The organism is Pseudomonas sp. GL-RE-26, assembly GCF_019956275.1.
GTDB classification, from domain to species: domain Bacteria; phylum Pseudomonadota; class Gammaproteobacteria; order Pseudomonadales; family Pseudomonadaceae; genus Aquipseudomonas; species Aquipseudomonas grandcourensis.
In genome coordinates, this window is the sequence record NZ_JAHBDI010000008.1 from 94,808 (window position 1) to 116,586 (window position 21,779).

At 60.0% G+C, this 21,779-nt stretch carries 18 protein-coding genes; 8 read left to right on the plus strand and 10 right to left on the minus strand.

Features of this window, described 5'->3' with window-relative positions:
• Positions 1-44: 44 nt before the first annotated feature.
• Both KGB07_RS06045 and KGB07_RS06050 read right to left on the minus strand, forming a co-directional pair.
• A complete protein-coding gene (locus KGB07_RS06045) occupies positions 45-2,153 on the minus strand; it encodes a molybdopterin oxidoreductase family protein (RefSeq protein ID WP_046042011.1) in 2,109 nt (702 codons plus the stop codon).
• A 134-nt stretch (positions 2,154-2,287) separates the two neighbouring features.
• Positions 2,288-2,578 (minus strand): hypothetical protein, encoded by a 291-nt coding sequence (locus tag KGB07_RS06050; RefSeq protein ID WP_223464907.1) that lies wholly within the window; start codon positions 2,576-2,578, stop codon positions 2,288-2,290.
• A gap of 404 nt (positions 2,579-2,982) precedes the next feature.
• Between KGB07_RS06050 and argF the strand changes: the two genes are divergently transcribed.
• Complete coding sequence (argF, locus tag KGB07_RS06055) at positions 2,983-3,903, plus strand: ornithine carbamoyltransferase (protein ID WP_046042010.1); 921 nt, start codon at positions 2,983-2,985, stop codon at positions 3,901-3,903.
• On the plus strand, positions 3,900-5,009 hold the full coding sequence (locus tag KGB07_RS06060) for an ABC transporter ATP-binding protein (protein WP_223464908.1): 1,110 nt from the start codon (positions 3,900-3,902) through the stop codon (positions 5,007-5,009). Before argF ends, KGB07_RS06060 begins: the two co-directional genes overlap by 4 nt.
• Positions 5,010-5,123: 114 nt before the next feature.
• On the opposite strand, the gene KGB07_RS06065 is transcribed toward KGB07_RS06060, so the two are convergent.
• Together KGB07_RS06065 and ybaK are read right to left on the minus strand one after the other, a co-directional pair.
• Positions 5,124-5,906, minus strand: a complete 783-nt coding sequence (locus KGB07_RS06065) for a PhzF family phenazine biosynthesis protein (RefSeq protein ID WP_046042007.1) — start codon at positions 5,904-5,906, stop codon at positions 5,124-5,126.
• A 106-nt stretch (positions 5,907-6,012) separates the two neighbouring features.
• The gene (ybaK, locus tag KGB07_RS06070; RefSeq protein WP_008053514.1) at positions 6,013-6,483 is read right to left on the minus strand and encodes a Cys-tRNA(Pro) deacylase; all 471 of its coding nucleotides are present in this window, start codon (positions 6,481-6,483) and stop codon (positions 6,013-6,015) included.
• Between the two features lie 348 nt (positions 6,484-6,831).
• Between ybaK and KGB07_RS06075 the strand changes: the two genes are divergently transcribed.
• The 4 genes from KGB07_RS06075 (at position 6,832) to glpD (ending at position 12,143) form a co-directional block, all read left to right on the plus strand.
• Positions 6,832-7,683, plus strand: a complete 852-nt coding sequence (locus KGB07_RS06075) for an MIP/aquaporin family protein (RefSeq protein WP_046042006.1) — start codon at positions 6,832-6,834, stop codon at positions 7,681-7,683.
• 74 nt (positions 7,684-7,757) lie between these two features.
• Entirely contained in the window at positions 7,758-9,263 is a 1,506-nt protein-coding gene (gene glpK / locus KGB07_RS06080; RefSeq protein ID WP_046042005.1) for a glycerol kinase GlpK, read from the plus strand.
• Between the two features lie 253 nt (positions 9,264-9,516).
• Positions 9,517-10,272: a DeoR/GlpR family transcriptional regulator gene (locus KGB07_RS06085; RefSeq protein WP_046042004.1), complete on the plus strand. Its 756-nt coding sequence runs from the start codon at positions 9,517-9,519 to the stop codon at positions 10,270-10,272.
• Positions 10,273-10,604: 332 nt separating this feature from the next.
• Positions 10,605-12,143, plus strand: coding sequence for a glycerol-3-phosphate dehydrogenase (gene glpD, locus KGB07_RS06090; RefSeq protein ID WP_223464909.1), 1,539 nt, complete (start codon positions 10,605-10,607; stop codon positions 12,141-12,143).
• Between the two features lie 67 nt (positions 12,144-12,210).
• On the opposite strand, the gene KGB07_RS06095 is transcribed toward glpD, so the two are convergent.
• The 3 genes from KGB07_RS06095 to KGB07_RS06105 form a co-directional block, all read right to left on the minus strand.
• Positions 12,211-13,317 (minus strand): NADH:flavin oxidoreductase/NADH oxidase, encoded by a 1,107-nt coding sequence (locus KGB07_RS06095; protein WP_223464910.1) that lies wholly within the window; start codon positions 13,315-13,317, stop codon positions 12,211-12,213.
• A 349-nt stretch (positions 13,318-13,666) separates the two neighbouring features.
• The gene (gene recJ / locus KGB07_RS06100) at positions 13,667-15,376 is read right to left on the minus strand and encodes a single-stranded-DNA-specific exonuclease RecJ (protein WP_046042001.1); all 1,710 of its coding nucleotides are present in this window, start codon (positions 15,374-15,376) and stop codon (positions 13,667-13,669) included.
• Between the two features lie 65 nt (positions 15,377-15,441).
• Positions 15,442-15,984, minus strand: a complete 543-nt coding sequence (locus tag KGB07_RS06105; RefSeq protein ID WP_007971297.1) for a YaeQ family protein — start codon at positions 15,982-15,984, stop codon at positions 15,442-15,444.
• Between the two features lie 147 nt (positions 15,985-16,131).
• On the opposite strand from KGB07_RS06105, the gene KGB07_RS06110 reads away from it, so the two are divergent.
• Both KGB07_RS06110 and KGB07_RS06115 read left to right on the plus strand, forming a co-directional pair.
• Positions 16,132-17,331 carry a CaiB/BaiF CoA transferase family protein gene (locus tag KGB07_RS06110; protein WP_046042000.1) on the plus strand — a complete coding sequence of 400 codons (1,200 nt, stop codon included), beginning with the start codon at positions 16,132-16,134 and terminating at the stop codon, positions 17,329-17,331.
• The gene (locus tag KGB07_RS06115) at positions 17,285-18,253 is read left to right on the plus strand and encodes a TIGR02285 family protein (RefSeq protein WP_046041998.1); all 969 of its coding nucleotides are present in this window, start codon (positions 17,285-17,287) and stop codon (positions 18,251-18,253) included. Before KGB07_RS06110 ends, KGB07_RS06115 begins: the two co-directional genes overlap by 47 nt.
• 169 nt (positions 18,254-18,422) lie before the next feature.
• Here KGB07_RS06115 and KGB07_RS06120 read toward each other — a convergent pair whose 3' ends face one another.
• The 3 genes from KGB07_RS06120 to thrC all read right to left on the minus strand — a co-directional run bounded on the left by KGB07_RS06120 (position 18,423) and on the right by thrC (position 21,756).
• Complete coding sequence (locus KGB07_RS06120; protein WP_046041997.1) at positions 18,423-18,710, minus strand: DUF3509 domain-containing protein; 288 nt, start codon at positions 18,708-18,710, stop codon at positions 18,423-18,425.
• 161 nt (positions 18,711-18,871) lie between these two features.
• Positions 18,872-20,227, minus strand: a complete 1,356-nt coding sequence (locus KGB07_RS06125; protein ID WP_046041996.1) for a transporter substrate-binding domain-containing protein — start codon at positions 20,225-20,227, stop codon at positions 18,872-18,874.
• A gap of 119 nt (positions 20,228-20,346) precedes the next feature.
• Positions 20,347-21,756, minus strand: a complete 1,410-nt coding sequence (gene thrC, locus KGB07_RS06130; RefSeq protein WP_046041995.1) for a threonine synthase — start codon at positions 21,754-21,756, stop codon at positions 20,347-20,349.
• Positions 21,757-21,779: the final 23 nt, after the last annotated feature.

A 21,779-nucleotide genomic window follows, 5' to 3' on the forward strand; every position in this document is an offset into this window, starting at 1 on the left:
AACGGAAAGCCGAGCGCCCTGCTCGGTCTCTCCGTCAGACTGATTCAAGCCGCCGCCACGGTCACCGGCACGCCATTGAGCGCGGCATTTCCCGACAGTTCGTCAATCTGGCGTTCGTCGGTCAGGTCGTTGGCGCTGGAGCCTGGCTGGCTGCTGGCAATCGACATTTGCACGCCAGGCCGCGCATGGCCCCAGCCGTGAGGCAGGCTGACCACGCCTTTCATCATGTCCAGACTGCCAAGCACTTCGACTTCGATCACACCCACCCGCGAGCTGACCCGAACACGCTGCCCGTCACTGAGCCCGCGACTCGCCAGATCGTCCGGATGCATCAGCAACTGGTGACGCGGCTTGCCTTTCACCAACCGATGATAGTTATGCATCCATGAGTTGTTGCTGCGTACATGTCGGCGGCCAATCATCAACAACTCGTCGGCGGCCGGTGCCTGCAAGGCTGCGAAGCGCGCCAGGTCAGCGAGAATCTCGATCGGTGCTGCCTGGATGCGTTGATTGGCAGTCTTCAGGCGGGGCGTCAGGTTAGGCTTGAGCGCGCCCAGATCGACGCCATGGGGATGATCGAACAACGTCGCCAGCGACAGCTTGTGCTCTGAATTGTCACCGTACATCCCGATGCGCAGGCCGCGATCGATCATTTGTGCGGGGGCGATAGTGGGTTTCAACTCTTTGCCGGTCATGGCGGCAAATGCCTTGGCCAGCCCGACGAAGATCTCCCAGTCGTGCAAGGCACCTTCGGGCTTGGCGAGGATGGCACGGTTGAAACGACTGACATTGCGCACCGCGAACAGGTTGAAGGTGGTGTCGTAATGGTCGTTTTCCAGCGCCGACGTGGACGGCAGGATCAGGTCGGCGTAACGCGTGGTTTCATTGATGTACAGATCGATGCTGACCATGAACTCCAGCCCGTCCAGCGCCTGTTCGAGTTGTCGGCCATTGGGTGTGGACAGCACCGGATTGCCCGCCACGGTGATCAACGCGCGGACTTGCCCTTCCCCTTCGGTGAGCATCTCTTCGGCCAGCGCCGAAACAGGTAGTTCTCCGGCGTATTCCGGCCGCCCGGAAACCCGGCTCTGCCACAGATTGAAATGCCCGCCCGAGGTCGACGCCACCAGGTCCACTGCTGGCTCGGTGCACAAGGCACCACCCACGCGATCGAGATTGCCGGTGACCAGATTGATCAACTGCACCACCCAGTGACACAGCGTACCGAAGGCCTGGGTCGAAACGCCCATGCGGCCATAGCAGACGGCACTCGGCGCCGCGGCGAAGTCCCGCGCCAATTGGCGGATCTGTTCGGCCGGCACGGCGCACAACGGACTCATGGCCTCAGCGGTGAACGGCGCGACGGCCTTCCGTACGTCCTCCAGGCCATCCACCGGCAGATGGCTGTCGCGAGTCAGACCTTCAGCGAACAAGGTATTGAGCAGGCCGAACAACAGCGCGGCATCACCGCCCGGGCGAACGAACAGATGCTGATCGGCAATCGCCGCTGTCTCACTACGGCGCGGATCGACCACCACCACTTTGCCACCCCGGGCCTGTATCGCCTTCAAGCGTTTTTCCACATCCGGCACGGTCATGATGCTGCCGTTCGAAGCCAGTGGATTGCCCCCCAGGATCAGCATGAAATCAGTGTGATCGATGTCCGGGATCGGCAGCAGCAAACCGTGGCCGTACATCAAATGACTGGTCAGGTGATGGGGCAATTGATCGACCGACGTTGCGGAAAACCGATTGCGGGTTTTCAGCAGTCCGAGGAAGTAATTGCTGTGGGTCATCAGCCCGTAATTGTGCACGCTCGGATTGCCCTGATAGACCGCCACGGCGTTTTGCCCGTGACGCTCCTGAATGGCGGCGAGGCGTTCGGCGACCAGATTGAATGCCGCTTGCCACTCGATGGGATGCCACTCATTGCCCACCCGCTGCATCGGCTGATGCAGGCGATCCGGATCGTTCTGAATGTCTTGCAGGGCCACGGCCTTGGGGCAGATGTGCCCACGGCTGAACGTATCCTGGGGGTCGCCCTTGATCGAAGTGATCTGGACGTTACCGCCTTCGCCCCTGGTGGTTTCGATGGTCAGGCCACAGATGGCTTCGCACAAATGGCACGCACGGTGATGGAGAGTCTTGGTCATGGCCAGTTTCTGTCTTGTTTTGGGCGGGCAACGTTGGCCGCGGAAACAAAACTATGGCGCCGGAGCCGCCGCCACGCCAGCGACGTTCGTCTTGTGAATCGACGGTTATCAGGCCAGCCGATGGCCGCCCGAATTCAGTTCGAAGGCAGCCTGGGCGGCGCCTGCAACTGGATTTCCTGAAGGGTTTCAATCGGCCCGTGGGGGCCATGAACGCCGGTCAGCTCGCCGATGAGGCGCCAGTGTTCGTCGAGCCCGGCGCTGATGGTGGCCATGCGATCAATCATGTGGCGGCCAGCGGTCCGGGTGACCACGTCCTCGCTGCGCATCAACTCGAAGGACATCGTCGTCATTGAAGCGGTGAGGTGAGTCAGCGAGCGTGCCGTGAGGCCCAGTAGTTCCATTAGCAGCTGTTCTTTCGATTCCATCGGGAGGCTTCCTGCGTCGCTCGAGATTTATTTATAACCCAGCACTTTGCATTAGCAAATATTTCAGGCTGGCGACATCACGCCAAAGAGCTCGAATGACAGGTCAGAAACCGACTGTCAGCGCACCATTGCCGCCCAGCCTGATTGCCAAGCCCCGAGGGGCCGGTGTACAAATGAACCGCTGCTATCAGGAAACAGGCTTCAAAAGCGCTACCTCGGTGAACCCGTAGCACCTCTGAAACTCCCTAAAAACTGTAGCCCTATTGGTAAGACGCGACATTTAATTATAAGATCGCGCCTTCCCCTATTTCGTCGCCCCGTGCGGCTTACGCCGCAGGTCTCGCCCGTTGTTCCGTTAAACAAGGCTTTGAGTATCTGCGGTTTGTAGCAAAAGGTAGTCAATGATGAGCGCAAGGCACTTTCTCTCCCTGATGGATTGCACGCCCGAAGAGCTGGTCAGCGTGATCCGTCGAGGCGTTGAGCTCAAGGACCTGCGTAACCGCGGCGTACTGTTCGAGCCTCTGAAAAACCGCGTCTTGGGGATGATTTTCGAGAAATCCTCGACCCGTACCCGGATCTCCTTCGAGGCCGGCATGATCCAGCTCGGCGGGCAGGCGATCTTCCTGTCGCCCCGTGACACCCAACTGGGCCGTGGCGAGCCGATCGGCGACTGCGCCATCGTCATGTCGAGCATGCTCGACGCGGTGATGATCCGTACCTTTGCCCACAGCAACCTGACCGAGTTCGCCGCCAACTCCCGCGTGCCAGTGATCAACGGCCTGTCCGATGACCTGCACCCGTGCCAGTTGCTGGCCGACATGCAGACCTTCCTCGAACACCGCGGCTCCATCCAGGGCAAGACCGTGGCCTGGATCGGCGACGGCAACAACATGTGCAACAGCTATATAGAAGCGGCGATCCAGTTCGACTTCCAGTTACGCGTTGCCTGCCCGGAAGGCTACGAGCCCAACCCGGTGTTCCTGGCCAAGGCCGGCGATCGGGTCACCATCGTTCGCGACCCGAAGGAAGCCGTGCGTGGTGCACACCTGGTGAGCACCGACGTCTGGACCTCCATGGGCCAGGAAGAAGAAACCGCCAAGCGTCTGCAGCTGTTCGCACCGTATCAGGTCAACCGCGCCCTGCTCGACCTGGCCGTTGACGACGTGCTGTTCATGCACTGCCTGCCGGCGCACCGTGGCGAGGAAATCAGCGTCGACCTGCTCGATGACAAGCGCTCGGTGGCCTGGGATCAAGCCGAAAACCGTCTTCATGCGCAAAAAGCCCTGCTCGAGTTCCTCGTCGAACCGGCGTATCACCACGCATGAGCCAGCCATTACTGCTTAACCTGCGCAACCTCGCCTGCGGCTATCAAGACCAGCGCGTGGTGCAGAACCTCAACCTGCACCTGAACGCAGGCGACATCGGTTGCCTGCTGGGCTCGTCGGGCTGCGGCAAGACCACTACCCTGCGGGCGATTGCCGGTTTCGAACCGGTTCACGAAGGCGAAATCCAGCTGGCTGGCGAGACCATCTCCAGCGCCGGCTTCACCCTTGCTCCGGAGAAGCGTCGCATCGGCATGGTGTTCCAGGACTACGCGCTGTTTCCGCATTTGAGCGTGGCCGACAACATCGCCTTCGGCATTCGCAAGCATCCGCAAAAGGATCGCGTGACCGAAGAGCTACTGGAACTGGTTAACCTGAAGAACCTCGGCAAACGCTTCCCCCACGAGCTTTCCGGTGGTCAGCAGCAACGTGTCGCCCTGGCCCGTGCCCTGGCGCCGGAGCCGCAACTGCTGTTGCTCGACGAACCGTTCTCCAACCTCGATGGCGAATTGCGCCGCAAGCTCAGCCATGAAGTACGCGACATCCTCAAGGCCCGTGGCACCAGCGCGATTCTGGTGACTCACGACCAGGAAGAAGCCTTCGCGGTCAGCGACCACGTTGGGGTGTTCAAGGAAGGTCGCCTGGAACAGTGGGACACGCCCTACAACCTGTATCACGAACCGCTGACACCCTTCGTGGCGAGTTTCATCGGCCAGGGCTATTTCATTCGCGGTCAGTTGAGCAGCCCCGAATCGGTGCAAACCGAACTGGGTGAGTTGCGCGGCAATCGGGCCTACACCTGGCCGGTAGGCGGCGCCGTGGATGTACTGCTGCGCCCGGACGATATCGTCTATGCGCCGGACAGCGCACTGAAGGCGCGAATTGCCGGCAAGACGTTCCTGGGTGCATCGACCCTGTATCGCTTGCAACTGCCGACAGGTGCACAGCTGGAATCGATCTTCCCGAGCCATGTCGACCGTCAGGTTGGGGCGGAGGTGGGTATTCGTGTCGCGGCTGAACACCTGGTGCTGTTCCAGGCGTCCGGTAGCACGGCGGCGCAGATTCCGACGGTTGAATCCGGTGTCCGCCGCTACAACACCGCTAACTGAACAACACAATCCCTGTGGGAGCGCGCTTGCTCGCGATTGCGATGGATCAGTCAACACCTCTGTTGAATGTGATACCGCTATCGCGAGCAGGCTCGCTCCTACAGTGGTTTTGGATCAGCCCAACATCAGCGTTCCGCTTGCTACGAGCGTCGCATTGCCGCCGATCTTCACCCGATCGCCTTCCAGGCGACAGAACAATTCCCCACCCCGCGCCGAACGCTGAAAAGCCGTCAGGCTCGACTTGCCCAAACGCTTTGACCAGTACGGAATCAGAAGGCAATGGGTCGATCCGGTCACCGGGTCCTCATTGATGCCGATTGCCGGGGCGAAGTAACGGGAAACGAAATCGTGTTGCTCGCCCCGTGCCGTCACGATGGCGCCCAACCATGGCAGTTTCGCCAGGGCCACCATGTCCGGCTTGCAGTCGAGCACGGCTTGCTCCGACTCCAGCACCACGAACAGCTCATTCGAGGCCAGTACCTCGACAGCCTTCACGCCCAGTGCACGCTCGATGTCCGAGATCACGTTCACCGGCAACGCAGTGATCGCCGGGAAGTCCAGCCACAGGCCTCCGCCCTCCCGCGTCACACTCAACGGGCCGGATTTGCAGGTGAAGTCCAGTCGCTCGACAGGCTCTTTATAGATCTCAAACAGCACATAGGCGCTAGCCAGCGTCGCGTGACCGCACAATGGCACCTCGGTGGTCGGCGTAAACCAGCGGATGTGCCAGCCCTGCCCTTCACGCACGACAAACGCCGTTTCGGCGAGGTTGTGTTCGGCGGCAATCTTTTGCATCAACTCATCGGCGAGCCAGGTATCTAGCCGATAGACCATCGCCGGATTGCCGCTGAATGGCTGACTGCTGAACGCGTCGACCTGATGGAACTCCAGTTGCATAACTTTCTCCCTTTGTCAGACCGCCGAGCATGCCGCGCTGGCCCGGCCGGCACCAGTGACAGAGCAGGCTGATTTTCACCATACAGCACTGCACCCGCTTCGAGGCTCACGCACGGCCGATATCGGCAAACTTCGCCTGGGTGTGTTCGGCCAGCACCGCCGGTGCCAGTTCGACTTCCAATCCACGTCGGCCCGCACTTACAAAAATGCTGGCGAAGGGCTGGGCCGAACTATCAATGAAGGTACGCAAACGCTTCTTCTGCCCCAACGGACTGATCCCGCCCAACAGATAGCCGGTAGAGCGCTGTGCTGCCGCCGGGTCGGCCATTTCGACCTTTTTAACGCCCGCGGCGTGGGCCAGTCCCTTCAAGTCCAGACTGCCGACAACCGGCACCACAGCCACCAGCAACTCGCCCTTCTCGCTGGCCGCCAGCAAGGTCTTGAACACCTGCGCCGGATCGAGCCCGAGTTTTTCCGCCGCTTCCAGCCCGTAGGAGGCAGCCTTGGGATCATGTTCGTAACTGTGTACGCGATGTTCGGCCCGAACCTTTTTCAACAAATCCAATGCGGGGGTCATGACAGCTCCAGACTGGGCGGCAGAAGAAAAATACTGCGCCCGATTCTAGGGCATTGATCAATAAAAGGCTCTACGGCGGCGCATCCATGACGCCATTGCCTGGCCATCCCATCCCCCAATGACTCACTCATTCATGCAACGAATAGTTTTTTTGTGACCGACGGTTCACTTTCGACCTTTGACAGCAGCGTTTCTTGTCTATATTTTTTCGTTTCTGAAACTGTACGAAACGTCCTACCGCTGCACCCAGCAGTAAACCGCGACCAGGATGGGGATCCTGCCTCGGCGAAAAACGCGCTTCGACCATGATGGAAAAAAGCGCCAGACAACAAAAAAAATGAGGTTTCAATGACAACTGCTTTACAACAACCGTCGCTCTCGAGCCAATGCATGGCCGAGTTTCTGGGTACGGCGCTGCTGATCTTTTTTGGTACAGGATGTGTTGCCGCGCTCAAGGTCGCGGGTGCCAGTTTTGGTTTGTGGGAAATCAGCATTATCTGGGGCGTCGGCGTCAGCATGGCGATCTACCTCACCGCCGGTGTTTCCGGTGCTCATCTGAACCCTGCCGTCAGCATTGCCCTGAGCATTTTCGCGGACTTCGAAAAGCGTAAATTGCCTTTCTACATACTCGCCCAAGTGGCGGGCGCCTTCTGCGGAGCGCTGTTGGTCTACACCCTCTACAGCAATCTATTCTTCGAATTCGAACAAACTCACCACATGGTTCGCGGCACTCAAGCCAGCCTCGAGTTGGCCTCCGTGTTCTCCACCTTCCCGAATCAAGTGTTGACCACCGCCCAGGCATTTCTGGTCGAGGTGATCATTACGGCCATCCTGATGGGCGTGATCATGTCCCTGACCGATGACAACAATGGCCTGCCCAAAGGCCCGCTGGCACCGCTGCTGATTGGCCTGCTGATTGCGGTGATCGGCAGTTCGATGGGGCCGCTGACCGGTTTTGCCATGAACCCTGCGCGAGACTTCGGCCCTAAACTGATGACTTTCTTCGCTGGCTGGGGTGAAATTTCCTTCACCGGCGGACGCGATATTCCGTATTTCCTGATTCCTGTTTTTGCACCGATTGTTGGTGCTTGCCTCGGTGCTGCCGCCTATCGCGGGCTGATTGCCCGCCATCTGCCCAGCGCCGTACCTGCTACAAAGGATGCAACAGCTGCCATTGACGGCAAACCCAGAACTTCTTGATACCGTTGGCGCGTGCCCCTGCCCTTTGATCGCGCGCCAGACCTCACTCCCTTATTTCGTCCAAGGCAATCGACATGACCGACACACAGAATAAGAACTACATCATTGCCCTCGATCAGGGTACGACCAGCTCCCGCGCGATCATTTTCGACCGCGACGCGAACGTGGTCTGCACCGCCCAACGGGAGTTCGCACAGCACTACCCGCAAGCCGGCTGGGTCGAACACGATCCGATGGAAATCTTCGCCACCCAAAGCGCCGTGATGGTCGAGGCCCTGGCGCAAGCCGGCCTGCACCACGACCAGGTGGCCGCGATAGGCATCACCAACCAGCGCGAAACCACAGTGGTCTGGGACAAGAACACCGGCCGGCCGATCTACAACGCCATCGTCTGGCAGTGCCGACGCAGCACCGAGATCTGTCAGCAGCTCAAACGCGATGGCCACGAGCAATACATCAGCGACACTACCGGCCTGGTCACCGACCCGTATTTCTCCGGCACCAAGCTCAAGTGGATCCTCGACAATGTCGAAGGCAGCCGCGAACGCGCACGCAACGGTGAACTGCTGTTCGGCACCGTCGACAGCTGGCTGATCTGGAAATTTACCGGCGGCAAGGTGCATGTCACCGACTACACCAACGCTTCGCGCACCATGCTCTTCAACATCCACACCCTGGAGTGGGACGCGAAGATGCTGGAGGTGCTGGATATTCCGCGCGAAATGCTGCCGGAAGTTAAATCGTCCTCGGAAATTTATGGCCGTACCAAAAGCGGCATCGCCATCGGCGGCATCGCTGGCGACCAGCAAGCCGCCCTGTTCGGCCAGATGTGCGTCGAGCCAGGCCAGGCGAAAAACACCTACGGCACTGGCTGCTTCCTGTTGATGAACACCGGCGACAAAGCCGTGAAATCCCAACACGGCATGCTCACCACCATCGCTTGCGGCCCACGTGGCGAAGTGGCCTATGCGCTGGAAGGTGCGGTGTTCAACGGCGGCTCCACCGTACAGTGGCTGCGTGACGAGCTGAAAATCATCAACGACGCCCACGACACCGAATACTTCGCCAACAAGGTCAAGGACAGCAACGGCGTGTACCTGGTGCCGGCCTTCACCGGTCTTGGCGCTCCCTACTGGGATCCGTACGCCCGTGGCGCATTGTTCGGCCTGACCCGCGGCGTACGCGTGGATCACATCATTCGTGCCGCGCTGGAGTCGATTGCCTACCAGACCCGCGACGTGCTCGACGCCATGCAGCAGGACTCCGGCGAACGCCTCAAGGCCCTGCGCGTGGATGGCGGCGCGGTGGCGAACAATTTCCTCATGCAGTTCCAGGCCGACATCCTCGGCACACAGGTCGAGCGCCCGCAAATGCGCGAAACCACGGCACTGGGTGCAGCTTACCTGGCAGGCCTGGCCTGTGGCTTCTGGGGCAGCCTGGAGGAGTTGCGCGGCAAGGCCGTGATTGAGCGCAAGTTCGAGCCGACGCTGGATGAAACGGCGAAGGAAAAACTCTACGCAGGCTGGAAAAAAGCGGTCAGCCGCACCCGTAATTGGGCGGCTGAAGACGAAGCTGAATAAGCGAACTCCAGTCCCCGTATCTGTATGTCCAAACAGCGTGAAAACGTAGCGAGCGAAGGAAAGACAAGGCAAAAACAGGCGAGGACCGGCTGGGGTCGCACCCGACTTTACGAGGTTGTAAATGAGCAGTCCGAGCCTGTTTTTAACGCAGGATTTCCGAGCGCAGTAGTTTTCACGTTGTTTGGAAACTGGTCGGGAGCAGATTCCTGCGTCATCATGGGCAAATTTTGCACGGCAGCCCAAAGGACGCCCCATGAATCTGCCTCCCCGTCAGCAGCAAATCCTCGAACTGGTTCGCGAACGCGGCTATGTCAGCATCGAGGAAATGGCCACGCTGTTCGTAGTTACCCCGCAAACCATTCGCCGCGACATCAACCAGCTCGCGGAAGCCAATTTACTGCGTCGCTACCACGGCGGCGCGGCTTACGACTCCAGCGTTGAAAACACCGCCTACGCCATGCGCGCCGATCAGATGCGCGATGAGAAACAGCGTATCGGCGAAGCCATTGCCGCGCAGATTCCCGACCATGCCTCGTTGTTCATCAACATCGGCACGACCACCGAATCCATTGCCCGGGCACTGCTCAATCACAATCACCTGAAGATCATCACCAACAACCTGCACGTCGCCTCCATGCTCAGCGCCAAGGACGATTTCGATGTCCTGCTGACCGGCGGCAACGTGCGGCGCGATGGTGGCGTGGTGGGTCAGGCCAGTGTCGACTTCATCAACCAGTTCAAGGTCGACTTCGCCCTGGTCGGCATTAGCGGCATCGATGAAGACGGCAGCCTGCTGGACTTCGACTATCAGGAAGTGCGGGTATCCCAGGCGATCATCGCCAATGCCCGACAAGTGATCCTCGCTGCCGACTCCAGCAAGTTCGGGCGCAACGCCATGATTCGCCTGGGGCCGATCAGCCTGGTCGATTGCCTGGTCACCGATCAGCAGCCTTCCCCGGCACTGGCGCAGTTGTTGAACCAGCACAAGGTTCGGCTGGAAGTCGTTTAACCTCTCGGAAGCGACGCTCCCCTGTGGCGAGGGAGCTTGCTCCCGTTCGACGGCGAAGCCGTCGCAAACCCGACTGGCTCAATACACCTGACTGAACCTGGTTGACGGGTTTCAGGGCTGCTTCGCAGCCCAACGGGAGCAAGCTCCCTCGCCACAAAAGCACTCCCGACATACATTCAAATGTTCGTAAATTTTCCTTTAACGGCCCTTCGATGAGTATTTTCAATCGAAGCTGACTGGCTGTGCGCGTCTTTATGGGCTAGTATTTTCGCAAATGAACATTAATGTTCGAATTCAAATACAGAACATCAAAGAATTCCGAGGCCGTGCCGATGCCCAATTCCACCTTGCCTACGCCCCCTCTCGCCGAGGTCTACGATATCGCCGTCATCGGTGGCGGGATCAATGGCGTGGGGATCGCAGCGGATGCCGCCGGTCGCGGTCTCTCGGTGTTCCTTTGTGAAAAGGATGACCTGGCCAGCCATACCTCGTCGGCCAGCAGCAAGCTGATCCACGGTGGCCTGCGCTATCTCGAACATTACGAATTCCGCCTGGTGCGTGAAGCCCTGGCCGAACGTGAAGTGCTGTTGGCCAAGGCTCCACACATCGTCAAGCAAATGCGTTTCGTGTTGCCGCACCGCCCGCACCTGCGCCCGGCGTGGATGATTCGCGCCGGTCTGTTCCTCTATGACAACCTGGGCAAGCGCGAGCAACTGCAAGGTTCGAAAAGCCTGAAGTTCGGCACCGACAGCGCGCTCAAAAGCGAGATCACAAAGGGCTTTGAATACTCCGATTGCTGGGTCGACGATGCGCGCCTGGTAGTTTTGAACGCTATGGCCGCCCGGGAAAAAGGCGCCCACGTTCATACCCAGACCCGCTGCGTCAGCGCACGCCGCGCCAAGGGCTTGTGGCACCTGCACCTGGAACGCGCCGATGGCAGCCTGTTTTCGATTCGCGCCAAGGCATTGGTGAACGCAGCCGGGCCATGGGTCGCCAAGTTCATTCGTGATGACTTGAAGATGGAATCGCCATATGGCATCCGCCTGATTCAGGGCAGCCACCTGATCGTGCCGAAACTGTACGAAGGCGAACACGCGCACATTCTGCAAAACGAAGATCAGCGCATCGTGTTCACCATTCCGTACCTGAATCACTTCACCCTGATCGGCACCACCGACCGCGAGTACACCGGCGATCCGGCAAAAGTGGCGATTACCGACGGCGAAACCGATTACCTGTTGAACGTGGTCAACGCTCATTTCAAAAAGCAAATCAGCCGCGACGACATCCTGCACAGCTATTCAGGTGTGCGCCCGCTGTGCAACGACGAATCCGACAACCCGTCGGCCGTGACCCGCGATTACACCCTGGCGCTGTCTGGCACAGGCGAAGAGGCTCCATTGCTGTCGGTGTTCGGCGGCAAGCTCACCACCTATCGCAAACTGGCCGAGTCGGCGCTGGCGCAACTGGCACCCTACTTCAAGCACATAAAGCCAAGCTGGACCGCCAGCGCCACGCTGCCGGGCGGTGAAGACATGACCACCCCGCAAGCCTTGAGCTCGCGTATCCGCGACAAATTCGACTGGGTACCGAGCGAGATCGCTCGCCGCTGGGCCACTACCTACGGCAGCCGCACCTGGCGCATGCTCGAAGGCGTACAGGACCTCAGCGATATGGGCGAGCACATCGGCGGCGGTCTCTACACCCGCGAAGTCGACTATCTGTGCAGCGAAGAATGGGCCACCAGCGCCCACGACATCCTCTGGCGTCGCAGCAAGCTCGGCTTGTTCACGACGGCGGCCGAACAGGAAAAGCTCAAGGGCTACCTGAGCCAGGTCGAACAGAACCGCAGCAAGATCGAAGCGGCCTGATCGGTCACCGGCATAAAGAAAAGCCCCTGAGTCTCGCGATTCAGGGGCTTTTTCGTATCGATGGATTTCAGTCGCGCAAATCCGATTCATGAATGGGCTGCTCACGATGAGTCGCCCGCTGATATTGCGCCGGCCACACGGCCTTGTGCCCGCCCAGATCGTCATCCGCGTGCAGCGCCCAGTAAGGATCGCGCAACAACTCACGAGCGAGGAAGATGATGTCCGCCTGACAAGTGCGCAGGATGTGCTCGGCCTGGGCCGGCTCGGTGATCATGCCGACTGTGCCGGTGGCCATGCCCGATTCCTTGCGCACACGCTCGGCGAAGCGGGTCTGGTAACCCGGCCCAGTGGGAATCTCCGCATTCGCCGCCGTCCCGCCCGACGAGACGTCGATCAGGTCGACCCCCAGGGCTTTGAGGCGGCGTGCCAGCTCCACGGTTTCATCGGGGTTCCAGCCGTCTTCCACCCAGTCGGTGGCCGAGACCCGGACAAACACCGGCAACTCTTCAGGCCACACCGCGCGCACCGCTTCGGTGACCTGCAGCACCAGCCGAATACGATTTTCGAACGAACCGCCATATTGATCGCGACGTTGATTGCTCAACGGCGACAGGAATTGATGCAGCAGGTAACCATGGGCCGCGTGCACTTCGACCACCTTGAAACCGGCCGTCAGTGACCGCTTTGCCGCATCGACAAAGGCCTGGATGACCTTGGCGATCTCGCCGTCATCGAGTTGCCTGGGTTGGGTGTGCTGTGGATCGAATGCAATCGGTGAAGGGCCGACCGGCACCCAGCCACCCTCATCGGGCTTGACGCTGCCATGCTTGCCGAGCCACGGCCGGTAGGTGCTGGCCTTGCGCCCGGCATGGGCCAGCTGAATGCCGGCAACGGCGCCCTGGGCGGTGATGAAGCGGGTGATGCGTTGCAGGGGTTCAATCTGTTCGTCATTCCACAGACCGAGGTCCTCGGCCGTGATACGCCCGTCGGCGGTGACCGCCGTGGCTTCGGTAAACACCAGCCCGGCCCCGCCGACAGCGCGGCTGCCGAGGTGGACCAGGTGCCAGTCATTGGCCAGGCCATCGGCACTGGAGTACTGGCACATCGGCGATACCGCGATGCGGTTGGGCAGGGTCAATTGGCGAAGGGTAAAGGGTTCAAGCAGCAGACTCATGGGGCACCTCTCGAATCAGTGGGCAGGCTCCAGGTTCTGTTTGAATAGTCGACGAGTGACAGGAAAAAGGTACAACACCCGCCCCCGCGGGCAAAAAATTCGACAAGACGTCACAAGGCCAAAATCAAGCAGTGCTTAGAGCCTAGTCGACAACCGGGGGATGAGGGAGGGTTCAAGAATTGAAACACTTCAATCAGCGTTCAATGCGACCTCTGTGGCGAGGGAGCTTGCTCCCGCTGGGTGGCGTAGCCACCCCAAAACCTGTCACTGCGGACTATCAAAATAACCACGTCTGACCATTTGGGTGTGCTGCGCACACCAGCGGGAGCAAGCTCCCTCGCCACAAAAGCTACCGCGGTTCGATGTGGGCAATCATCAGTTGAACCGTCTCGTTGCCACGAAACTCGTTGAGGTCGAGCTTGTAGGCCAGTTCCACCCACTTGATGGTCGGATTCGGCCAGATGTCGCGGTCGATCCCGAAGGCAATGCCGTCGAGCTTCACCGAACCACATTCACTTTTGAGCACGACTTTAAGGTGCCGCTCGCCAACGACACGCTGCTCGACCAACTGGAACACCCCATGAAACAACGGCTCCGGGAAGTGCTGGCCCCAAGGGCCGGCATGCCGCAGGGCACGGGCCAGTTCCAGGTGGAACTCTTCCACCGCCAGGGTGCCGTCCGACAACAGGCGGCCCGTCAGGTCTTCCTCGCGCAGTTGCCGGCGCACTTCAGCGTCGAAGGCTTCGGCGAACAAGGGGAAATTCGCTTCCGGCAGCGTCAGGCCGGCCGCCATCGCGTGGCCACCGTATTTGGTAATCAGATTCGGATGCTGCGCCGCCACCACGCTCAAGGCGTCGCGGATGTGAAAGCCCTGGACCGAACGCCCCGAGCCCTTGAGCAGGCCATCCCCGGCATCGGCAAAGGCGATGGTCGGGCGGAAATAGCGCTCTTTCATCCGTGACGCGAGGATACCGATGACACCCTGGTGCCACTCGGGATCGAACAGGCACAAGCCGAACGGCATCGACTCCACCGGCAGATCCTTGAGCTGCGCCAGCGCTTCACGCTGCATGCCTTGCTCGATGGATTTGCGATCCTGGTTCATGCCGTCCAGTTGCGCCGCCATCTCACGGGCCAGACCTGCGTCTTCGGTCAGCAGGCATTCGATGCCCAGGCTCATGTCATCCAGGCGCCCTGCGGCGTTCAGGCGTGGGCCGACAATGAAACCCAGATCGGTGGACGTGATGCGCGCATGATCGCGCTTGGCCACTTCGAGGATCGCCTTGATCCCCGGCCGGGCACGTCCGGCGCGAATCCGTTCCAGGCCCTGATGCACCAGAATCCGGTTGTTGGCATCCAACGGCACCACGTCGGCCACACTGCCCAGAGCCACCAGATCAAGCAGTTCGCCGATATTCGGCTGCGGCTTGCTTGTGTACCAGCCGAGTTCGCGCAATCGCGCGCGCAGGGCCATCAACACATAGAAAATCACCCCGACACCGGCCAGCGCCTTGCTCGGAAACTCGCAACCTGGCTGGTTCGGATTGACGATGGCATCTGCCAGCGGCAGCTCGTCGCCGGGCAAGTGGTGGTCGGTGACGAGCACCTTGAGCCCGGCCTTTTTCGCCGCTGCCACGCCTTCGACGCTGGAGATGCCGTTGTCGACGGTGATCAACAAATGCGGCTGACGCTCGAGCGCCACCGCGACGATTTCAGGTGTCAGACCGTAGCCGTAATCGAATCGGTTGGGCACCAGATAATCGACATGTGCCGCACCCAGCAAACGCAGGCCCAGCGTGCCCACGGTGCTGGCCGTCGCGCCGTCGGCATCAAAGTCGCCGACGATCAGGATGCGCTGGCGCTGTTCGAGCGCAGTCACCAGCAAATCCACCGCTGCATCGATGCCCTTGAGTTGCTGGAACGGAATCAACCGCGCCAGGCTCTTGTCCAGTTCCGCCTCGGACAGCACGCCCCGAGCCGCGTACAGGCGGGTCAACAGCGGCGGAATATCACCGAGGAATGGCAGGGTGTCGGGCAGCAGGCGAGGTTCGATGCGCATGGGGTGAAAGATGCTTCTCTTCAATACGTAGGATAAACCGGGTGACGCGGGGCAGCAGCGAAAAATCAGCCGCGCTCACCGGCCAGCCACTGCAACTGAACTTCGTGCTGACCACGGTCGTCGGTGACGAAAATCGTCCCTTCGCTGATCATCACGTCCCACTTGATAACGCGGGGCATGTCTTTGGCCAGGGTTTCCAGGACCTCCTGAGGCACGGCAGCGATGTTGACGTTCTTCAGGTTTTTCACCGCCGGCACCACTTTGCCTTCCCACACGCGCAGGCTGCCGTAGGCCAGCAGGCTGGTGCGTTCAGTGCGGCGCGAGCACCAGGTCAGGCGCTCGGCATCCGGCTGGCCGACTTCTATCCAGTGCAGGACGCGGTCATCCAGGCTTTTTTCCCACAAGGCCGGTTCATCCACTTCCGACAGACCACGGCCAAAAGACAGCTGCTCGTTGTACCAGAGGGCGTAGGCCAGCAGGCGCACGGTCATACGCTCTTCGGTTTCCGAAGGATGACGGGCGATGGTCTGCTTTACGCTCTCATAGACGCTGCGGTCGAGGTCGGTGAGGTTCAGTTCAAACTTGTAGGTCGTGGACGGCTGGGCCATGAACGGGCTTCTTGATACGAGGAAAGGCGGCAAGTCTAACCGATGCGACGGGCAATCCACGAATTGAACACAATCAAGCTGGAGCGTCGGACAGTCGGCTATGCTAAAACGCTCTATTCGCCCAACTTTTGCCCCACAGGATCCAGCATGCCGTTCACCGCCAAACCGCTTTCCGGTCTGAAAGTCATCGAATTGGGCACCTTGATTGCCGGCCCGTTTGCCTCGCGCATTTGCGCGGAATTCGGTGCCGACGTGATCAAGATCGAATCCCCGGACGGCGGTGATCCATTACGCAAATGGCGCAAGTTGTATGAAGGCACTTCGTTGTGGTGGTTCGTCCAGGCCCGCAACAAAAAGTCCCTGACCCTCAATCTCAAACACTCCGACGGTCAGGCGATCCTGAAACAGCTGCTGGGTGAGGCAGACATCCTGATCGAAAACTTTCGTCCCGGGGTCCTGGAAAAACTCGGCCTGGGCTGGGACGTCCTGCACGCCTTGAACCCGAAACTGGTCATGGTGCGGCTATCAGGTTTCGGCCAGACCGGCCCGATGAAGGATCAGCCCGGCTTTGGCGCGGTCGGTGAGTCCATGGGGGGCCTGCGCTACATCACCGGCTTCGAAGACCGGCCACCGGTGCGCACCGGCATTTCCATCGGCGACTCGATTGCCGCGCTCTGGGGCGTGATTGGCGCGTTGATGGCCCTGCGTCATCGCGAAGTCAACGGCGGCCAGGGGCAAGTGGTGGACGTGGCGCTGTACGAAGCCATCTTCGCGATGATGGAAAGCATGGTCCCGGAGTTCGACGTGTTCGGCTTCATCCGTGAACGCACGGGCAATATCATGCCGGGCATCACCCCGTCCTCGATCCACACCAGCGCCGATGGCAAGCACGTGCAGATCGGCGCCAATGGCGACGCGATTTTTAAACGCTTCATGCTGATCATTGGCCGGGAAGACCTGGCCAACGACCCCCTGCTTGCCAGCAACGATGGCCGCGATGCCCGACGCGACGAGATTTATGGCGTCATCGATCGCTGGGTCAACTCGTTGCCGCTGGACAGGGTGCTGGCGCAGCTCAATCAGGCCGAGGTGCCGGCCAGCCGGATCTTCAGCGCCGAAGACATGTTCAATGACCCTCAGTACCTGGCGCGGGAAATGTTCCTGCAAGCCAAGCTGCCGGACGGCAAAGACTTCAAGATGCCGGGCATTGTGCCGAAACTCTCAGAGACACCCGGGGAATGTGAATGGGTCGGGCCACAACTGGGTGAGCACAACGCACAGGTACTCCAGGAACTTGGCTATGACGCGACGCAGATCGCACAGTTGCGCAAAGACGGAGCCATCTGAACTGAGGCGCCTGCCTGCATGGGCCATTGGACACTGCCCGTCACTCGGCGGGTGGCTGCTGTGCGTGCTGGCGATGTCGCTCCTGCTCCTTGAACCGGTCCCCTCAGCCCTGGCGCAAACCAGGGAAACCCTGATCTGGCTCAAGCGCGACCTGCCGCCGCTGACAATCTTCGACGGTCCGAAAAAGGGCCAGGGCGTTATCGATCAACTGCTTCCACTGTTGATTGCCGGCATGCCGCAATACCAGCACAACGTGATGAGGGTCAATCGCGCGCGTGGGTTGCAAATGCTCCACGAGCCGTCCCTCGTCTGCGACGCGGCGCTGAACTGGAGCAAGGAACGGGAACAGTGGATCGCCTTTTCCATTCCGGTCTTTCGCGCCATGAGCAATGGCCTGGCCGTGCGGCGCGTCGACCAGAAAGTGCTGGCACCCTTTATCAAGGACGGCGAAGTGGACCTGGCGGCGCTGCTCGCCAGCGGCAGCGAAAAGCTGGGGATCATTGCCGAGCGCAATTACGGCGAATACCTCGACGGGCTGCTCAAGCAAGCGCCAGCCGACGCGCTGACCGCTCATTACGGCAACGACGCCTTGGGCAGCCTGCTGCAGATGCAGCGCCTGGGACGCTTGCGTCTGCTGTTGGGTTATCGCCCGGAAATTCGCTACCAGGCCTCGCTGCAAGGCATTGCCGAGGATGAATTGCAGTTCTATCCGATCCGTGGCACGGGCAAATACCTGTCCGGCTACATCGGTTGCACCGACACCCCCAAGGGCCGGCAGGCCATTGTCGAGATCAACCAGGTGCTGCGTACCCTTCCCCGTGAACGACTTGACGAGGCCTACGCCGCCTGGCTGGATCCGGAGAGTCGCAGCGATTACCTGAAAGACACCAAGGCGTTTTTCGACAATCTGGTGCAACCCTGACAAATCCCGGGCAAAAGAAACCCCGAGAAGTGGGGAGACGACCCGGGGTTAAACATGGTCCGTTTGGAGACCAGTAGCAGCAAGCTACAAGCACCGGAGCACAATGCTTGATCCTGCTGTTACAAAGTCTGACTGACCTGGGCGCGGGAAGGTTCCCGTAAAAATCCGTTCAATTGCGACTGGCCAGCAGCTTGTCCTGCGCCGCATTGCGCAATGCCGCGATGACACAAGGCTCAAGGCGTCCCTCAGCGATCAGCACGTCGCGATGCAAGCCGTCGACCACATCCGTCAACAGGCGTTTGTCATTCAACTGGGCCTGATTGAACTCGCGCTCGACCACGGTCGCGCCGATAGCATTCTTCAGGGTCACCCGGCATTCGCCACGAATGCCTGACGGGGTCAACGTAACCTGATACGGGCTCAGCGCCTCACCGAGCAACAGACTGATACTTTCCATCCCGATCACCACTCAATAGTCCGAAAACAACGTGCCTGGGGCATGCCTACAACAAATGACCGCTGGCCCGAGAAGAAAGTTCTGGATACCGACCGCAGGCGAACCTGCAACCCAGTCAAGTGAGCATGCACGGCGAACATGACAGAGAAAAAACGCCACCATCACGTTTGTCGGGTGCGCCGGGCGATGTCGGCCCAGCCTCCCAACAATCCTCGCAGCTGGCCATCGGCCGTGTAAAACGGCACTGTCCACTGGTAGATATCCCTGACACCGTCCTTGAACATCAATTGACGCTCAAAAAAGCGCGTCCTTCGTGTACTCAATTGCGTCATGTACTCGGCATGCAGCAGTTCCGCGGTTTGCCTGGGCATGGCATCGACCTCGAACAACTGCCGCCCCTGCATCCGGTCAAAACGCGTCGACAAGGCGTCCTCATAACTTTTGTTGCACATGATCAAGCGCCCTTGCAGATCACGGACAAACATCGGGTCAGGCATGGCATCCATCAGGGCATGCTGGAAGGCGAGCTGATCACGCAGACTGCTTTGGGCCTCGACCCGTTGCCTGACGACCACCGCCAACCGCCGATTCCAGAGCAGGGAAAGCAGACCGAACAGGCTGACCACCAACACGCCCCAGCAAACCCACCGGTCAATCCGCTGCCAGAGGCCAGGCGCCTGTGGCACGGTAGCGCCGCCGAACCACTTCCGGCGAAGGTCGCGCAACTCCTGTTCAGGAAACGCCTCCAGCGCCTTGTTGAGGATACTCAGCAGCTGCGGCTGGCCTTTACGCACCGCCAGATAATCCGCATCCCATTTGCCCGGTACCACGGCGCCGATCTGTAGCCGGCCCGACGGAATAAGCTGGGCACCGATTTCGCTTTCGATGGTGGCGTAGGCTTCACCGCTTTCCACCCAGGCACGGGCCTCAGCGTAGGTTTTAACCGAACGCAACTCGATGGACGGGTAATTGCGACGGATCATCGCTTCCAGTGCATGCCGGGTCGGTAGCACCAGTACCCGCTTCGTCATGTCCTCCAGCGACTGCACCGGCGGTGCCCCGGCCTGCCCGACAAAGACCCATCCTGCACCGCCGTACGCATGACTGAAATCGAGAAACGCCTTGCGTTCGTCATTCATCGCCAGGGTCGTACTCAAATCCGCAGCGCCGCTTTCCAGATGGGCCAGCATCTGATCGGTGGAAAAAGACTCCTGGTAAACGAACTGCAACCCCGTCATGTCACTGATGCGCTTGAGCAGGTCACTGTTCAAGCCCGTCCATCGGCCATGTTCATCCTTGAACAGGTACAACGGGTATTCCAGTGCCGTGACCACGACCCGTGGATGGCTGGCCATCCACTGCAACTCCTGGTCATCCAGCACGATCATGGAACGTGCGACAGACTTTCCACGCTCCTGAATCGATGCAGGGCTCGCCCCTCCCCATTCGGCGATTCCCAGCATGCCGAATAAAAACAGCCAGCGCGCGACTGGCTTGAACACACTTGTAAACAGCATTCCCACGTCCTTGGTGATCCATTCGCCTGTCCCTTCGCGGCGATAACACGACAAGTGTGCATGCAGAAATGAAAAAGCCCGTCAGGAGACGGGCTTCAAAATGTTACAGCGCTGACCGGTTACAGCGGCTTGCCGCGGTTGCCATGCTGACTGACAAAGGCCTGCACGGCCTTCAGGTCATTTGGCAATATGGTGCAACGTTCGTCTCGCTCAAACAAATCAGAAAGATGTACCGGCAGTTCGAGCGTTTTTCCTACACCGGCTTTTTCCACGGCGTCCGGGAATTTGACCGGGTGGGCGGTGCCCAGGATCACCATTGGAATGTCCAGGCTACGACGGCATTCCCGCGCAGCTTTCACGCCGATGGCCGTGTGTGGATCCAGCACTTCACCAGTCTGCTCGTAGACTTCGGCGATGGTTTCGCAGGTTTGTGCGTCATCCACGGCCAGCGAGTCGAACAACTTGCGGGCTTCGGTCCAGCGCTCTTGCTCGACGCTGAAACCGCCACCCTGCTTGAACGAATCCATCAGCCCGGCGATGGCCGCGCCGTTGCGACCATGCAGGTCGAACAGCAGGCGTTCGAAGTTCGACGACACCATGATGTCCATGGACGGCGACAGCGTGGCGTGCAGGGTTTCCTTGACGTACTGGTTGCCGCTCATGAAGCGGTGCAGGATGTCGTTGCGGTTGGTGGCGACGATCAACTGGTTGATCGGCAGGCCCATGTTGCGCGCCAGGTAACCGGCGAAGATGTCGCCGAAGTTGCCGGTCGGCACCGAGAACGACACCGAACGCGCCGGGCCGCCCAGTTGCAGGGCTGCGTGGAAGTAGTAAACGATCTGGGCCATGATCCGCGCCCAGTTGATCGAGTTCACGGCGACCAGGCGAGTGCCCTTGAGGAAGCCCTGGTCGGCGAAGCTCGCCTTGACCATTTCCTGGCAGTCATCGAAGTTGCCTTCGATGGCGATGTTGTGGATGTTCTCACCGAAGATGGTGGTCATCTGCCGACGCTGCACTTCGGACACCCGGTTGTGCGGATGCAGGATGAAGATGTCGACGTTTTCGCAGTGCTTGCAGCCTTCGATGGCGGCCGAGCCGGTATCACCGGAGGTGGCGCCGACAATCACCACGCGCTCGCCGCGCTTTTCCAGCACGTAGTCGAGCAGGCGACCGAGCAATTGCAGGGCGAAGTCCTTGAACGCCAGGGTCGGGCCGTGGAATAGCTCCAGCACCCATTCGTTGCCGTTCAGCTGACGCAGCGGCGCAACGGCGCTATGGGCGAATACACCATAGGTTTCTTCAAGAATCTTTTTGAAATCGGCGTCCGGAATGCTGCCGGTGACGAACGGGCGCATGACGCGGAAAGCCAGCTCGTGATACGGCAGGCCGGCCCACGAAGCGATTTCTTCCTGGGTGAAACGTGGCAGGTTTTCCGGGACGTACAGACCGCCGTCGGTGGCAAGGCCTGCCAGCAGGACGTCTTCGAAATTCAGGGCCGGTGCCTGGCCGCGGGTACTGATGTAGCGCATGTTTTCAAACCTTCGGTTTGAGC

Bases quoted from the DNA above. Each gene is read 5' to 3' on its own strand.
- KGB07_RS06045 (WP_046042011.1), bottom strand. From the start codon at position 2,153: ATGACCAAGACTCTCCATCACCGTGCGTGCCATTTGTGCGAAGCCATC.
- KGB07_RS06050 (WP_223464907.1), bottom strand. From the start codon at position 2,578: ATGGAATCGAAAGAACAGCTGCTAATGGAACTACTGGGCCTCACGGCA.
- argF (WP_046042010.1), top strand. From the start codon at position 2,983: ATGAGCGCAAGGCACTTTCTCTCCCTGATGGATTGCACGCCCGAAGAG.
- KGB07_RS06060 (WP_223464908.1), top strand. From the start codon at position 3,900: ATGAGCCAGCCATTACTGCTTAACCTGCGCAACCTCGCCTGCGGCTAT.
- KGB07_RS06065 (WP_046042007.1), bottom strand. From the start codon at position 5,906: ATGCAACTGGAGTTCCATCAGGTCGACGCGTTCAGCAGTCAGCCATTC.
- ybaK (WP_008053514.1), bottom strand. From the start codon at position 6,483: ATGACCCCCGCATTGGATTTGTTGAAAAAGGTTCGGGCCGAACATCGC.
- KGB07_RS06075 (WP_046042006.1), top strand. From the start codon at position 6,832: ATGACAACTGCTTTACAACAACCGTCGCTCTCGAGCCAATGCATGGCC.
- glpK (WP_046042005.1), top strand. From the start codon at position 7,758: ATGACCGACACACAGAATAAGAACTACATCATTGCCCTCGATCAGGGT.
- KGB07_RS06085 (WP_046042004.1), top strand. From the start codon at position 9,517: ATGAATCTGCCTCCCCGTCAGCAGCAAATCCTCGAACTGGTTCGCGAA.
- glpD (WP_223464909.1), top strand. From the start codon at position 10,605: ATGCCCAATTCCACCTTGCCTACGCCCCCTCTCGCCGAGGTCTACGAT.
- KGB07_RS06095 (WP_223464910.1), bottom strand. From the start codon at position 13,317: ATGAGTCTGCTGCTTGAACCCTTTACCCTTCGCCAATTGACCCTGCCC.
- recJ (WP_046042001.1), bottom strand. From the start codon at position 15,376: ATGCGCATCGAACCTCGCCTGCTGCCCGACACCCTGCCATTCCTCGGT.
- KGB07_RS06105 (WP_007971297.1), bottom strand. From the start codon at position 15,984: ATGGCCCAGCCGTCCACGACCTACAAGTTTGAACTGAACCTCACCGAC.
- KGB07_RS06110 (WP_046042000.1), top strand. From the start codon at position 16,132: ATGCCGTTCACCGCCAAACCGCTTTCCGGTCTGAAAGTCATCGAATTG.
- KGB07_RS06115 (WP_046041998.1), top strand. From the start codon at position 17,285: ATGACGCGACGCAGATCGCACAGTTGCGCAAAGACGGAGCCATCTGAA.
- KGB07_RS06120 (WP_046041997.1), bottom strand. From the start codon at position 18,710: ATGGAAAGTATCAGTCTGTTGCTCGGTGAGGCGCTGAGCCCGTATCAG.
- KGB07_RS06125 (WP_046041996.1), bottom strand. From the start codon at position 20,227: ATGCTGTTTACAAGTGTGTTCAAGCCAGTCGCGCGCTGGCTGTTTTTA.
- thrC (WP_046041995.1), bottom strand. From the start codon at position 21,756: ATGCGCTACATCAGTACCCGCGGCCAGGCACCGGCCCTGAATTTCGAA.